Origin of the sequence: Cytobacillus solani (genome assembly GCF_006704205.1) — a bacterium.
Lineage (GTDB): Bacteria > Bacillota > Bacilli > Bacillales > Cytobacillaceae > Cytobacillus > Cytobacillus solani.
This window is the reverse complement of the sequence record NZ_CP041305.1, coordinates 2,312,811-2,326,546: the sequence shown is the minus strand read 5'-3', so window position 1 is coordinate 2,326,546 and position 13,736 is coordinate 2,312,811. Positions and strand designations below refer to the sequence as shown.

Annotated in this window: 12 protein-coding genes; 6 read left to right on the top strand and 6 right to left on the bottom strand. The window is 38.3% G+C overall.

What is annotated here, in order from left to right; translation table 11 throughout:
* Positions 1-167 precede the first annotated feature (167 nt).
* Together FI644_RS11795 and FI644_RS11790 are read left to right on the top strand one after the other, a co-directional pair.
* Positions 168-1,400, top strand: coding sequence for an ATP-binding protein (locus FI644_RS11795; RefSeq protein ID WP_142108376.1), 1,233 nt, complete (start codon positions 168-170; stop codon positions 1,398-1,400).
* Between the two features lie 347 nt (positions 1,401-1,747).
* On the top strand, positions 1,748-2,059 hold the full coding sequence (locus tag FI644_RS11790; protein ID WP_142108375.1) for a hypothetical protein: 312 nt from the start codon (positions 1,748-1,750) through the stop codon (positions 2,057-2,059).
* Between the two features lie 19 nt (positions 2,060-2,078).
* On the opposite strand, the gene FI644_RS11785 is transcribed toward FI644_RS11790, so the two are convergent.
* Genes FI644_RS11785 through FI644_RS11760 form a run of 6 tightly spaced genes read right to left on the bottom strand, consistent with a single transcriptional unit; the run spans position 2,079 to position 8,722 of the window.
* A complete protein-coding gene (locus FI644_RS11785; RefSeq protein ID WP_142108374.1) occupies positions 2,079-3,551 on the bottom strand; it encodes a xylulokinase in 1,473 nt (490 codons plus the stop codon).
* A 17-nt stretch (positions 3,552-3,568) separates the two neighbouring features.
* Positions 3,569-4,342: a tryptophan synthase subunit alpha gene (gene trpA, locus FI644_RS11780; RefSeq protein ID WP_142108373.1), complete on the bottom strand. Its 774-nt coding sequence runs from the start codon at positions 4,340-4,342 to the stop codon at positions 3,569-3,571.
* Positions 4,339-5,310 (bottom strand): ABC transporter permease, encoded by a 972-nt coding sequence (locus tag FI644_RS11775; protein WP_053478680.1) that lies wholly within the window; start codon positions 5,308-5,310, stop codon positions 4,339-4,341. The genes trpA and FI644_RS11775 overlap by 4 nt, the downstream gene beginning before the upstream one ends.
* Positions 5,307-6,815 (bottom strand): sugar ABC transporter ATP-binding protein, encoded by a 1,509-nt coding sequence (locus FI644_RS11770; protein ID WP_142108372.1) that lies wholly within the window; start codon positions 6,813-6,815, stop codon positions 5,307-5,309. The genes FI644_RS11775 and FI644_RS11770 overlap by 4 nt, the downstream gene beginning before the upstream one ends.
* 24 nt (positions 6,816-6,839) lie before the next feature.
* Positions 6,840-7,766: a sugar ABC transporter substrate-binding protein gene (locus FI644_RS11765; protein WP_053478678.1), complete on the bottom strand. Its 927-nt coding sequence runs from the start codon at positions 7,764-7,766 to the stop codon at positions 6,840-6,842.
* Between the two features lie 11 nt (positions 7,767-7,777).
* Positions 7,778-8,722 carry a sugar-binding transcriptional regulator gene (locus FI644_RS11760; RefSeq protein ID WP_142108371.1) on the bottom strand — a complete coding sequence of 315 codons (945 nt, stop codon included), beginning with the start codon at positions 8,720-8,722 and terminating at the stop codon, positions 7,778-7,780.
* A gap of 247 nt (positions 8,723-8,969) precedes the next feature.
* On the opposite strand from FI644_RS11760, the gene FI644_RS11755 reads away from it, so the two are divergent.
* The 4 genes from FI644_RS11755 (at position 8,970) to FI644_RS11740 (ending at position 13,732) form a co-directional block, all read left to right on the top strand.
* Positions 8,970-10,214: an Nramp family divalent metal transporter gene (locus FI644_RS11755; protein WP_056686633.1), complete on the top strand. Its 1,245-nt coding sequence runs from the start codon at positions 8,970-8,972 to the stop codon at positions 10,212-10,214.
* A 20-nt stretch (positions 10,215-10,234) separates the two neighbouring features.
* The gene (locus FI644_RS11750; protein WP_056686636.1) at positions 10,235-11,251 is read left to right on the top strand and encodes an NAD-dependent epimerase/dehydratase family protein; all 1,017 of its coding nucleotides are present in this window, start codon (positions 10,235-10,237) and stop codon (positions 11,249-11,251) included.
* Positions 11,251-12,309: a dihydrodipicolinate synthase family protein gene (locus FI644_RS11745; RefSeq protein ID WP_056686639.1), complete on the top strand. Its 1,059-nt coding sequence runs from the start codon at positions 11,251-11,253 to the stop codon at positions 12,307-12,309. Before FI644_RS11750 ends, FI644_RS11745 begins: the two co-directional genes overlap by 1 nt.
* A gap of 112 nt (positions 12,310-12,421) precedes the next feature.
* Positions 12,422-13,732 carry a GGDEF domain-containing protein gene (locus FI644_RS11740; protein ID WP_142108370.1) on the top strand — a complete coding sequence of 437 codons (1,311 nt, stop codon included), beginning with the start codon at positions 12,422-12,424 and terminating at the stop codon, positions 13,730-13,732.
* The last annotated feature ends 4 nt before the right edge of the window (positions 13,733-13,736 follow it).

The window sequence follows — 13,736 nt, the reverse complement described above, 5'->3', positions numbered from 1 at the left end:
AAAGTGATTCATTTTCTATATGTAATTATTCCTATTCTAACATTTTACAAAATGCTTCGATACTATTTTGGATAGAAGATCAGATCCTTCATGGAAGGAATGGTATCAAGCTTTCTATTCATTTATGTTAGAATAAATAGCATATCGTTTTAGGAGGACGTTCAAATTTGATTGAAACTTTATTAATAAATTTTCTTTTCTTACTTATTCCCGTTCTAGCCTATCTTATTTTTTTTGAAAATAAGAACTTTTATTATAGTAAGTATATACTCATTATTCTTGCATCCATTTCAATGCTTCTTTGTATGACCTTTCCAATTTATTTAGATAGTGGATTTATTTTTGATTTACGATTGGTGCCTTTCATCCTTGCTGTCCTTTATGGTGGATACAAAAATGCTTTCTTCATTTATATCGTTCTCAATGCCTATCGTTTCTATATCGGTGGCGATGGCATCTTTCAATCCTTGCTTTTTTCAACCCTAGTTTTTGTGCTTGTATCCTTATGCAGCCGAAAGTTTATCAGGCTATTACCTCGGTATCGAATTTATTTTGCAACAACCGTTTCTTTTATTACGATCAGCTTCTACTTGACGACTTTAAGTTTTCAGACATCATTAAACGAAGAGTTTTGGATTTTATCCATTCATGCACTAATGGCCCAAGTAATCATGACTGTTATTCTAATGTGCCTGCTAGAAAAAATCATTGCGAACCTGAAAGCACGCGAAGCCTTTTTTCAGTCAGAAAGATACCATCTAATCAGCGAATTATCAGCAAGTGTTGCCCATGAAATCAGAAATCCACTTACGGTAACGAGCGGTTTTCTGCAGCTGTTAAGCAAATCGGAATCAATCTCGTCAAAGGAGAAATCATATGTAGAATTTTCTTTACAAGAATTAAATCGAGCCGAACAAATTGTGAGTGATTTTCTAGCCTTCTCCAAACCCCAATCTGAAAACATGGTGCTTTCTGATTTAAAAGAAGAAACAGCGTATGTCAAAAACATACTGATTCCTTACGCTCGCATGCATAATGTCGATATACAACTTACTTTCCATAATTCATTGTCAAAGAAATTTGATAAAAGCCAAATGCAGCAGTGCCTAATCAATTTGTATAAAAACGGCATTGAAGCAATGAAAGAGAAAGGCGGCATTCTTTCTATTGAAGTTTCAGAGCACAAAAGGAACATCCTTATTACCATTAAAGATACAGGAAACGGCATGACCGCTGAGGAAATATCCAATATTGGCAAGCCCTACTACTCTACTAAAGTTGAAGGGACAGGCCTTGGCATGCTTATGGTTCACAGCATCATCCATAAACTGAAAGCCCAAATTAAAGTCGAAAGCGAAAAAGGAAAAGGCACTACTTTTACGATTACAATTCCTGTTTGAACGGATGCGCGGGGGGATAATTTGGCTTAAAAAAGAATACGAAAACATAAAAAAATAACCTGCTTACTCCTTCACAAGAAAGCAGGTTATTTTTATTTATACATTATTTTCATACTGAAAAGGGAAATTTCCTATAACAATAGAATACTAGTGATAACTTATAAAATTCAGATAGATAAGTGAGGGAACTTCCATGGATCACGTTCTTATTTTAGGGGGCACACAATTTTTTGGCAAAAGGTTAGTTTATAGCAGCAATCCGGTTTCCTATTGTTATCGGACCAGATGACTATACAGAGAGATTAAAATTCCATGTAGATAAGGTGAAAAAGAATGAACCTATAGGAATGGCGAATCCCAAAGCGAGATACAGCTTCATTCACTCTGGAGAAGCTGCTCAGTTTTTATATGAAATGGGGGCATCTTCTTTCACAGGCCCAATTAATCCAGGCTGTGAGGAGGATATTTCATTACTTGAATTAGTAGGTAAAATAGAGAAACAAACAAGTAATAAAGCAATCATTACTAACATAATAACGAAAGAAAATGCATCTCGGTATTCCCTGCCTGGATCTTGGTCGATTAATACGAATAAAGGAAAGCAGTTAGGATTTATATTTTCTAGTTTGGATTCAGTTTTAGGGGAGCTAATAGAATAGAGGGACAAAGCTTTGTCCCTCACTGATAGATCTTTTTCATTGACTCGTACAATTTCAAATATATTTTATATTGATCCTTGTATATTTCATTATTTCTTTTATTAGGCACATATAACTTTGACTGGGAAGAAATAATATATTGATCAACAAATTCTTTATAATCCTCAACCCACCCTAAGGATTGAAATGCGGTTGCCGCAATGCCAATGGATGGTAAATATTCACTGTTTGCCGGTACTCTTACCGTTTTATTCGTTAGGTCAGCTAAGAGCTGGCACCATGAATGACTTCTTGCACCGCCGCCAATGAGGGTAATGCTGCCAATATTCTTTTGCATCAACATTTGCATAATTTGAAATAAAGAGAAACAGATGCCTTCTAAAACAGCTCTGGCAAAATCAGATTTCTTTGTCTTAGGGCCAATGCCCCAAAATGCACCCTTTGCTTCACTATCTTGTACAGGGCATCTCTCTCCATGAACATACGGTAAAAATAATAAATGATTTGAGCCTGGAGGTGATTTCTGAACTTCATCTTCAAAATCAGCATAATTTCCTGATTGAATAAACGCCTCCACCGCCCAACGGTGCACATTTCCTACATTTAATAAAGGGGCGATGGATATATTCAACTCTTGGATGATATGTGCGAGAGTAAATATTCCATGGTCCTTAGGCGAATGATCCTTCGAAGGAACAGCAATCCAGCCTGTTGTGCCTAAATACATATAACAATCTCCCTCAGAAATGGCTCCTGCACCAAGAGTGCTCGCTCCAGCATCTCCCGCTCCACAGAGTACAGGTGTATGTAGGCAAAACCCCGTTTCATTTGCACCAAATGCTGAAACCTGACCAACCTCTTGTTCTGAAGAAGTAAGCTCAGGCAACATGAATTGCTCAATGTCTAAGCTGCTTAAAAGTTGCGTTTCCCATTTTCTTGATTCAATATTCATAAAACCAGATGTTGCTGCTGTTGTATAATCTGTTACAACTGAACCAGTTAATTTATAGATAATATAATCTTTTGCACTAAATACAACATGTATCCTTTTATCACTATTGCTTATGCTATTCTTTTTCAGCCAAAGTAATTTCGAAATCGGAGATGAAGACGTAATTCTATTTCCGGTCAACTCATATAAACCTGGCAGTTTCTTATTAATTTCTTCAGCCTCTATGTTTGCTCGATTATCTGAATAAAGAATAGCACTTGTTGTATTTTCTCCTTCTTTAATCAAAATAACATCTTCCATTTGACCGCTAAACGTAATAGCCTTAATGGACTGTGAAGAAACACCATGTACAGAAAACCACTCATGAGTAATCGATTGAACACCTTCCCACCATTCCTCAGGGTTCTGTTCTATCTCGTTATTTTCACCTAAGCTTGTATGGATGTTAAATGAGTGTTCTGCGAAAATTTTCCCTTCTTGGCTTAATAAAACACCTTTAATCGCAGTTGTTCCTAAGTCAAAAGCTGCAATATAGTGCATAATTACACATCCTTTTTCTACTTTGCACTAGAAAGTCCTTGAATGAAATGAACAAATTGTTCTTTATCCTGCATTTCTACCATTCTCACAATTTCGCTTCCGACGACAACACCCTCGAATCCACAATTCCATACTTGCTCAGCGAGAAGAGCATTCTTCACACCAAATCCAGCCATTAGTGCTGCTTCCGTTTGACTGCGTATTTTATGATAAAATTGAGGCAATTCATTAAGATTCGTTATATTTGTCCCTGTCTTCCCTTGATGAATTTGACAATACACCAAGTCTGCTCCTTTTAAAGCAATTTCCAGCTCGCAATCTTCCATGCCGTTGTTAATCACCGGGATAACTGAAACATTAAACTTATTTAACTCTTTACGAAGGCCAATCACTTCATCCAAAGGCAAATCTGGAATAATAAGGCCATCAATGATTTGATAGATTGATAAATCTATATAAAGGCCAGATTTAATTACATCTTCGTAGTATCCCATTACCCATATAGGTACATTAATTTCCAATCGAAGTCTTTTAAAGAAAGGGAGTATTTGATCCTTTTTATGGAAATTAGAATAGGCCCTGGCATGTGATCTTTTAATGACTTCCCCCTCTAAGTATGGATTCTCACTTGGAATCCCCACTTCAACTGCATCAACTCCATTTGCTACCGCCTGTTTTATATAAGCAAGAGCGGAGCCTACATCCGGATCCCCACCCACAAAGTAGCCTGTCAAAAAGGGGTGTTTATCATTCTTTACTCTATTAAAAAAATTCTCTTGTGATGTAATCATGTGTTTTCACGGCCTAACTTTTGAATTATTAATGCAATAATAATGATCATTCCCGTAATTACGTTTTGCAGAAAAGTAGGGATTTCCAATATGGTTAAACCATTTGCTAGTATACCTAGTACCGCGGCGCCAAATAATGTACCGAATATATTAGGAATTCCACTTCTAACGACTGTCATCCCTAGAAAAACGGCAGCATACGCATTTAAAAAGTAGCCGTCTCCGCCGGTTGGATGAGCAGATCCCAGACGTGAAGCAAGCAAGGCCCCTGTTAGAGCAGCCAACATGCCACATAAGGCAAAAGCAAATGTTTTATACTTTTTTATCGGGATTCCTGAAACTTTTGAGGCCTTTTCATTGCCGCCAATGGCATAAAAACGGCGCCCAACAGACATTTGTGTCATCAAAAACCAAAACACAAGAACAAGGACAAGCATAATAATGGATAACATCGGAATCCCTGCTATACCCGTTTGTCCAATCCATTTAAAACCTTGGGGAATATTTTCAAATATGGTAGATCCCCCTGTAAACCAAAATGTAAAACCGCCAATTACGGTCCCCATTGCCAGAGTTGTAACAAATGATAATACATTAAAATGAGTAATGATTGATCCATTAATAAGACCTACTAAAAAACCAACAAGAACAGGTATAAGAATACACAGAATAATAGGCACACCTTCTGTTGCTAATTTGGCAGAAACTACACCGCCTAAACTAGCAATTGCCCCAATGGATAAATCAAATTCATTCACGGACATGACCAAGGTTGCCCCAACTGCAATGACAACGAGCAGCGATATTTGACGGGTGATATTAATAAAATTATCGACAGTTGCAAATGAAGAAGGACTTAAGACGCTAAAAATAATAATGATTAATATCCCCGCAATTATGGTTCCATAGGAGCTAAGAACACTCTTGTTAAAAATCTTATTTGGACTCTTTTCTGTCTGAGCAATCATTCGCTGACAACCTCCTTCTGAAAACGATAGCAAATTTCCAATATATCATCTGGTTTAATATTTTCATTTGGTAAATCAGCCACCGTCTTCCCTTCACTAAATACAATGATTCGATCACTGATTTCTAATACCTCATGTAAATCGGAGGATACATAGATAACACCTTTATTTTCAGACACTTGGTCTCGTAAAAATTGATGTATATCCTTTCTTGTCATAATGTCTACTGCTTGTGTCGGCTCATCACAAATATAGATGGATGGTTCTGACAATAATGCCTTTGCAAAAACAACCTTTTGCTGATTTCCTCCGCTTAACTCTCCAACTGTCTGAAATTTATTTACTGCCTTCACTTGGAATCTTTTCATCTCTCTATCTACCAATTGTTCTTCTTCTTTCTTTTGAACAACCCCGCCCTTTGTGAGCTTACTTAATATGGGCAGAGACATATTTTCAGAGATGGAATTCCCCATAATTAACGCATCTTCATGCCGATTTTCCGGTATTAAGACGACCCCGTTTTCAATGGCATAAGCTGGGCTTGGATTCGTAACAAGCTGCTGGTAAAAAGCAATTGTACCCGCCTCTATCTTGCGCAAGCCATAGATTGCTTCCATTGTTTCTGTTCGTCCTGCACCCGCCAAGCCATACACACCTAAAATTTCTCCCTCGTGTAATTCCAAACTTACTTGTTTGACGATCTGATCTGACGTGCGAAGGTTCTTTACACTTAATAGAGATTTTCCGATTGCAGGTTTTGACCGATTGCTTTTTCCGATTGTGGCTTGACCATCTGTCATATAATGAATCAAGCGCTCCTGTGTTACCTCTTCTTTTGGCAAAGTAATGATTTGTTTTCCACCCATTAACACTGTGACTCGATCGGATAATTGTATGACCTCTTCAAGTCGATGTGAAATATAGATAATGGCTACGCCTTCTTTTCGCAATCGATCTATAAATTGAAACAATAGCTCCGATTCCTTATCTGTTAGGGAAGCTGTTGGTTCGTCTAATAACAGCATCTTTGAATTTGACATCATCGCACGGGCAATTTCTAACATGGTCCTCTCCGATGGCGTCATCTCCGATACCGTTTTTTTTAGGGGAATATTCATTCCCCATTTATTTAATAATGCAGTTGCTTCCTTATGCATCACTGACCAATTAATTCCTAAGCCATTTTTAGGATACTTCGTATTAAGATAAAGATTTTCTAGACCAGTAAAGTAAGAAATAAGTTGGCGATCCTGATGAATGACGTTAATTCCGAGATCATGCGCTTCCTTTGGACTCCCTATTTTCACTGGTTTGGTTTGCCAATGGAGGCTGCCTTCACTTGGAAAATAAACCCCAGTTAAAATTTTTATAAGTGTTGATTTACCAGCTCCATTTTCTCCTACTAAGGCGTGTACTTCACCGGCATTTATAGACAAAGTAATATTATTTAGCGCTTTATTCGTTCCAAACACTTTGGATATTTTATCGATTTGAAGTAACGCCATCCTATTCCCGCCCTTCCTAAGTGTCTATTTTTCTTTTATTAATTCTGCTGGAGCATACATTTCCGTACTATCTACTTCTTGCCCATTAAAGACTTTTTCCATTTGTTCAATAACGATATCTGCCATTCCTTCGAAGTTTTGTCTAACTGTCGCTTTAATTGGCGCTCCTGTCTCGATCATGACAATTGCTTGGCTATTTCCATCAATGCCAGTAACGATAATATCTTCTCTGCCAGCTGCTTCTATCGCTTGAGCCGCACCAATTGCAGGCTCGTCCCATCCAGCCCAAACAGCAGTAATAGATCCTTCTTCCTTGTTAGCAAGAAGCAAATTTTCCATTTGTTGACGTGCATTTTCAATCGGACCCGGCACCTTAATTTCTTGTTCAGTAATCACATGAATATTTGGATATTTCTTTAACATTTCGTCTAGTACTTCTGTACGCTTCAAAACACCAGGATGCGGGCGATGAGTAAAGACGATTAAGTTGCCCTCTTCACCAATTTGCTCAACTAAATACTCGGTAATTAATTTAGACATTTCCGCATTATCACTAGTTGCATTTAACGTCATTCCGTCGATATAGCTCGCATCACTTCCAAAGACATGAATACCTTTTTCCTTAGCCATTTGAATTTGAGATTTCACTTGATTAGGATCTGTACTTACTAACACAATCGCATCAACATTAGAAGAAATGACATCTTCCATACGTGAAGCTAATGCACCAACATCACCATTTGTATCAATCGTGTTTGTTGACCAGCCCTTTTTAGTCGCAAGGCTTTCTAACGTATCAACCATTTGTTTCGTTGTAACCGATGATAGGAATGGTGTTAAGATAGCGACTTTCTTTCCATCTTCACTTGATCCCCCTGATTTTTCTCCACCACATGCACTTAATGTTACTAATAACACAAATGCAGTTATGATAATTAATAGCCTTTTCATACATTAACCCCCTATGATTCTTCTATTATTATTTTTGCAGTTTCCATATCAGTGACTAAAACGTCGAGCCATCCGCCTTTTAGTGCCGCCTCAATTCCCTTGGCTTTGACCTCTCCGCGTGCAACTCCTAAAACAAGTGGTACCTCTTTTAAATCTAATCCGCTAATCCCGATCATTCGCTCCGAGAAAGAAGTGTTGACCTGTTTTCCCTCCGCATCGATGAATGTTGTAGCTATACTTGCCACTACCCCGTCTTTCTCAAGTGCTAAAAGCTCTTTATCAGTCATATTTGTTGATTTTACATGTGTTGCCTCTTTTGAGATTTGTCCGATACCGACTAATGCAACATTTACACGAGAATAGAAGGCTATAAGTTTTGCAATCTCTGGCTCTTGGAGAAGCGTCTTTTTTGCCTCCTCTGAACGGACGACTGCTGGAGCGTGTAATACAGAATAGGAATTCTTTGTATTTTTAGCGAGCAAGGAAGAGTTAATATTCGAATGCCATTCAGTTCCCTCAGAACCCCAGCCGCCTACTAATGGCACAAAATGAATATTGGATTTTTGCGGATCACTTACTTCTCTGGCTAGCGCGGTTATCGATTTACCGGCCATTACTCCAACTACATCTTTTTCCTTGATAGCGTTTTCAAAAAATGCAGCCGCTGCCTTTCCCATTAACATATCTGCAAGAGCATCATCTGCATCAGTCGTATCAACTACGATTACATCCCGCAAATTATATTGCTGCATCAGCTTATTCTCTAATACAGACTCATCACTAAACGGATTTCGAATCGTGATTTCCACAATCCCTTCCGTTTTTGCAACTGCTAAATACCTGCTAACTTGAGATCGTGAAATTCCGTACCTCGAAGCAATTTGTTGCTGATTCATCCCATCCTGATAATAGAGATGGCAAATTTTCACTAGTAATCTTAACCTTTCCTTATCCATAGAAACCCCCTTCTATCTTCAAATGCACATTTGTGCAATACAGAGAATTTGTTCATGGTGTAATCATAATTTACCTATTTATCTGAAAAAAGTCAATATTTTATAAAAATAAATTTATTTAAATTTAGGACAAAGGACATATCTCTCTTGCTAGCAAATTAAAGACATATTAAAGACATGTCAATTAAAGCTTTCATGTTTTATGATTATATAGAAGATTCAGACAACGAAAAAGGAGGCGAGTTTAATGAAATTGGAGAATGAAGGGGAAACACCTAGCGTTCATGTAAATGGAAGAAAGAAGAGCATTTTAAAATATCTTGGTCCTGCTTTTATTACTTCTGCCTTAGTTTTAGGTCCAGGAAGTGTGACGCTGTCGTCAAAAATTGGGGCAATATATGGCACTGAACTCGTTTGGGCAATTTTTGCAGCGATTATCTTTATGATGTGCTACACAGAAATGAGCACACGGATTGGGCTTGCTGCCAATCGAAGCTTCATAAAGGTAATGCTGAATAAATGGGGGAAAATTGCATCCGTTCTAATAGGTGTAGGTGCCTTTTTAGTGACGGCCTCTTTCCAAGCAGGTAATTCAATTGGTACAGGAATTGCAATGAAAGCCCTGACAGGTATTCATTCAACTATATGGATCGTTATCATGTCCATCCTTGCCATTGCCTTACTATTTACAAAACAGTTTTACGCGATTTTAGAAAAGCTTATGCTTGGCCTTGTTTTAGTTATGCTTGGGGCATTTTTAATTACCTTTATCGCAGTCAAACCATCATTCGCAGATATTTTCAGCGGATTTATACCAACGATGCCTTCAGGAAGTATTGGCTTAGTCATTGCCCTTTTTGCAACGAGTTTCTCAATCGTCGGTGCAGTCTACCAATCTTATTTAGTTCAAGAAAAAGGCTGGACAATTAAAGATGCGAAAAGCAGCACACGCGAGTCGTATTTAGGGATTTTTATTTTAGGATTCATTTCATTCTTAATTATGGTTGTTGCATCAGCTGTATTAAAGCCCCAAGGTCTAGTGGTGAACGATGCTTCAGAAATGGGGGCATCTCTTGAACCCCTGTTTGGTTCTTGGGCAACTGTTGTATTTATGATTGGTCTAATGGGCGCCTCCTACTCATCTCTTATAGGGAATGCGACAATTGGCGGTTCGATGCTAGCAGACGGATTGGGCTTTGGAAGCAAGCTCTCAAATATGAAAGTGAAATTTGCCATTGTTGGAGTAATCTTATTTGGTTCAATTGTTGCCGTTATTTTCGGATCTGCACCTGTAAATCTTATCGTATTCGCACAAGCTGTAACCATTTTTATCGTTCCGTTTATCGCCATTTGTATTTTAGTTGTCGCAAACGATGAGAAAATTATGGGATCCTTGAAAAACAAATTAACTAGTAATCTATTTGGAATGATTGGTTTACTCGTTTTACTTTACCTAGCATTTAATAATTTCAAAAATATCTTTCTTTCTTAAACATTAAGGAGTTGTATTTCATGCAAAATGTACAGCAATTAGAAGAATTAATGACCAAACCGTCCAAAGGTTTAATAGAAGACATAAGGAAAGTGGAAGGAGATATTTTAATTGTCGGGGTGGGAGGAAAAATGGGTCCCACACTTGCAAAGAAAGCCAAGCGAGCAATTGACGAAGCTGGAATCGATAAAAAAGTAGTCGGTGTTTCAAGGTTTTCTTCTGGAAATCTAAAGGAAGAATTAGAGGAAGCGGGCATTGAAACAATTACTGCTGATTTAATGAATGAAGAACAGCTAGCTGCTTTGCCGAAGCTGCCCAATGTTATCTACATGGCCGGAAACAAATTTGGAACGGCTGGAAATGAACATTATACTTGGGCGATGAATACGTATCTACCCGGAAGGATAGCTGAACATTTCAGCGGCTCTCGCATTGTTGCCTTCTCTACAGGAAATGTCTATCCACTCGTTCCTGTGAACAAAGGCGGATGCGATGAATCCCATCCAGTAGGTCCCGTTGGAGAATATGGTCAATCATCCTTGGGCCGTGAAAGAGTATTAACCTATTTTTCTTACAGAGATCAGACGCCACTTACGATTTTTCGTTTAAATTACGCAATTGATATGCGATATGGGGTCCTTCTTGAAATTGCAAAAGCGGTCTATCATTCTACTTCTATCGACTTGTCAATGGGGCACGTCAATGTCATATGGCAAGGAGACGCTAATGAATACGCAATTCGCTCCCTATCGATTGCAAGCTCTCCTCCAACTCTCTTAAATGTAACTGGTCCTGAAACACTGCCTGTACGTTGGATTGCAAAGCAATTTAGTAAAAGATTTGGAAAAGAACCTGTATTTAAAGGCCAGGAGCAAGAAACAGCCCTGCTAAATAATGCCGGAAAGGCGCACCAATTATTCGGCTATCCAAGTGTATCCATTCATGAAATGCTCGATTGGACAGCGAATTGGGTCATGAATAATGGAGAAACAATTAACAAACCTACCCATTTTCAGGAAAGGAAGGGGCAATATTGATGGGACTTTCACCTGAAAAGTGGACATTACTGCATGATGGTGCATTCATCCCTGCACATCCGTTAGCATTAACCGAACAGAAGAAATTAGATGAGGCCTCTCAAAGGAGATTAACCCGTTATTATCTTGAAGCAGGCGTGGATGGAATTGCGGTCGGAGTTCATACAACACAATTTGAAATACGTGATCCTAAGTTCAGCCTTTTCGAAGATGTGCTGAGAATAGCCTCTGAAGAAGTGGAAATGGCAAAGATTAATCGTCCTTTTCTAAAAATTGCGGGGGTCTGCGGACCAACCGAGCAGGCGGTTAAAGAAGCAAAGATAGCTAGGAATTTAGGCTATGACCTGGTTTTATTAAGCAATGGCGGTTTAAATCATTACACAGAGGCCGACTTGCTTAAACGGACGGAATTGATCGCTGAAATCATTCCAGTTTTTGGCTTCTATTTACAGCCTGCAGTTGGAGGAAGAGTATTCAGCTACCATTTTTGGACAGAATTTGCCAATATTAAAAATGTCCTTGCAATTAAAATGGCTCCTTTCAATCGTTATCAAACGCTAGATGTTGTAAGAGCCGTTTGTGAATCAAAGCGAAGAGATGAAATCGCGCTCTATACTGGGAATGATGATAATATTGTCATTGATTTACTGACGACTTATGCATTCAATATAAACAATCAAGAAGTGAAAAAGACAATAGTTGGAGGATTACTTGGTCATTGGTCTGTTTGGACGAGAAGTGCTGTTCAATTATTTAACGCTATAAAAGAAGCAAAAAGAAAAGAAATCATTGATTTAAAATGGCTGACAATTGCCCAAAAAGTGACAGATGCAAATGCAGCATTTTTTGATACAGCCCATCAATTTAAAGGAAGCATTTCAGGGATTAATGAAGTGTTAAGAAGACAAGGTCTGCTTCAAGGAAATTGGTGTTTAGCCGATCATGAAGTACTGAGCGATGGACAAAGTGAAGAGATTAGCCGAGTCACAGCCGCATATCCAGAGCTCAACGATGACTCTTTTATTAAATCCTTTTTATCACAGATTAACGGGCAGTAAGACCCCCACTGATGGAAGTTTCGCTTTATCCCATGAAGCTCATGTATAATGAATAGAAAAGGCACATTCTTTCGGGTGTGCCTTTTTTGATAAGCAAAAAGGAGTGGATGAATTGGACGTACATATTAAAGTTGGAGTGATTGGTCCACTTTGGATAAAGGAATTTTTCCAAAGATGCTTTGATCTCTTTCCATCGATGACACCTATTTTCCGTCTCTCCGATCAGTTAAGTGATGCATCTGTATTTACTAAGGAGCTTCGAGGACAGGTAGATTGTTTACTCTATTCGGGCAGGGCCCCTTATTTAACTGCAAGAATGGAGATTCCAGTACAGCTTCCATCCTTCTATGTTCCTTTGAAAGGTTCGGGGTTATATCGTGCCCTCTATTTACTAAACAAAAAACAATCCTTGTCACATATAAGTTTTGACGGAATTCAAGTTCCATATATCGAGATTACGAAACAATCACTCCAGGAATCATTCACATATACCCATTTTAATGAATTAGTCCACGCAGATAATGTAGATGAGGTAGTTGAACACCATCTATCAGTTGTTGAAAACAATCCAAATAGTGCTGTTATAACGAGTCTAATGCTAATAAGTGAAAAATTAAGCCAGCTTGGGATTACCAATGAATGGCTGAAGCCAACAGAAGAAGATATTATTGTCATTTTAGAACGACTCCTGCTGTCAACAACTCAGCGAAAGGAAAAGGAAACACAGATTGTCTTTGGCAGAATTTATGTGGACCAATCCACTTTAATGAAGGATTTTGCTACAGAAAAACAATTACAAAAACGGATTCATGATATTTATAAAACTTTATTAAATTTTGCAGAGCAATTTGATGCCTATTTAACAGCCCTAAATGACGCTGAATATATATTTGTTACGAATCGTGGAACATTTGAACGAATTACCGAAGGCTACAAATCCTTGCCATTATTAAATGAAATGAAAAAGTCGCTGAATATGAATCTATCCATCGGAATAGGGTTCGGGTCAACAGCGATTGAATCCGGCAAAAATGCTCGATTTGCTCTTTATCAGGCACAGGATTATGGCGGGCAATGCGGGTTCATTGTTCGCGAAGACCGGAAAGTCTTTGGACCGATTGATCTTATTTCCCCTATTACTTACCCGCTTTCTGTAACAGATGCGAAGCTTCTTGATTTAGCTGAGAAATCAGGAATCAATGCGGTCCATTTAGAAAAGGCATTAGCGATGATTAAACGAAATCGGCTCAATGAGTTTACGGCTCAGGATGTTGCCAATATGCTAGGAATTACAATTAGAAGTGCCCATCGCATTCTACAGGCTTGGTTAGACATTCATATTGTTGAAGTAGCAGGTACAGAAAAGCTCACAACAAGGGGGCGCCCACGTCAAGTTTTTTCGATAATTACTAATGAGGAGTAGTGAA

Excerpts from the sequence above, each read along its gene's own strand:
- FI644_RS11790 (WP_142108375.1), top strand. The coding sequence starts at position 1,748 with ATGGCGAATCCCAAAGCGAGATACAGCTTCATTCACTCTGGAGAAGCT.
- FI644_RS11785 (WP_142108374.1), bottom strand. The coding sequence starts at position 3,551 with ATGCACTATATTGCAGCTTTTGACTTAGGAACAACTGCGATTAAAGGT.
- trpA (WP_142108373.1), bottom strand. The coding sequence starts at position 4,342 with ATGATTACATCACAAGAGAATTTTTTTAATAGAGTAAAGAATGATAAA.
- FI644_RS11775 (WP_053478680.1), bottom strand. The coding sequence starts at position 5,310 with ATGATTGCTCAGACAGAAAAGAGTCCAAATAAGATTTTTAACAAGAGT.
- FI644_RS11770 (WP_142108372.1), bottom strand. The coding sequence starts at position 6,815 with ATGGCGTTACTTCAAATCGATAAAATATCCAAAGTGTTTGGAACGAAT.
- FI644_RS11765 (WP_053478678.1), bottom strand. The coding sequence starts at position 7,766 with ATGAAAAGGCTATTAATTATCATAACTGCATTTGTGTTATTAGTAACA.
- FI644_RS11760 (WP_142108371.1), bottom strand. The coding sequence starts at position 8,722 with ATGGATAAGGAAAGGTTAAGATTACTAGTGAAAATTTGCCATCTCTAT.
- FI644_RS11755 (WP_056686633.1), top strand. The coding sequence starts at position 8,970 with ATGAAATTGGAGAATGAAGGGGAAACACCTAGCGTTCATGTAAATGGA.
- FI644_RS11750 (WP_056686636.1), top strand. The coding sequence starts at position 10,235 with ATGCAAAATGTACAGCAATTAGAAGAATTAATGACCAAACCGTCCAAA.
- FI644_RS11745 (WP_056686639.1), top strand. The coding sequence starts at position 11,251 with ATGGGACTTTCACCTGAAAAGTGGACATTACTGCATGATGGTGCATTC.